1 pseudogene is annotated in these 254 nt (G+C 48.0%); it reads right to left on the bottom strand.

The annotated features are described in order from the left end of the window. Positions 1–254, bottom strand: a pseudogene (locus AAEY55_RS18485) (transketolase); the annotation flags it as partial.

Raw genomic sequence — 254 nt, 5'->3', positions numbered from 1 at the left:
CATCAGGAAGGTTGCCACGTAAGGGATAAAGCCGCCATGCAACGCGATACCATTGGCAATCGCTGTCATACCGAATTCGCGCACGCCATAATAGATATAGTTGCCATCAGCGTCTTTTTCGATGCCTTTAGCACCTTTGAATAGCGTCAGGTTTGAGCCAGCTAGATCCGCTGAACCACCTAATAACTCTGGTAATAATGGCTGCAAAGTATTGATCGCATTTTGACTGGCTTTACGGCTGGCAACATCACCGC

Origin of the sequence: Pseudoalteromonas sp. 120-MNA-CIBAN-0494, assembly GCF_040308885.1 — a bacterium.
GTDB lineage: Bacteria > Pseudomonadota > Gammaproteobacteria > Enterobacterales > Alteromonadaceae > Pseudoalteromonas > Pseudoalteromonas nigrifaciens.
This window is presented reverse-complemented; position numbering and strand designations above follow the sequence as displayed.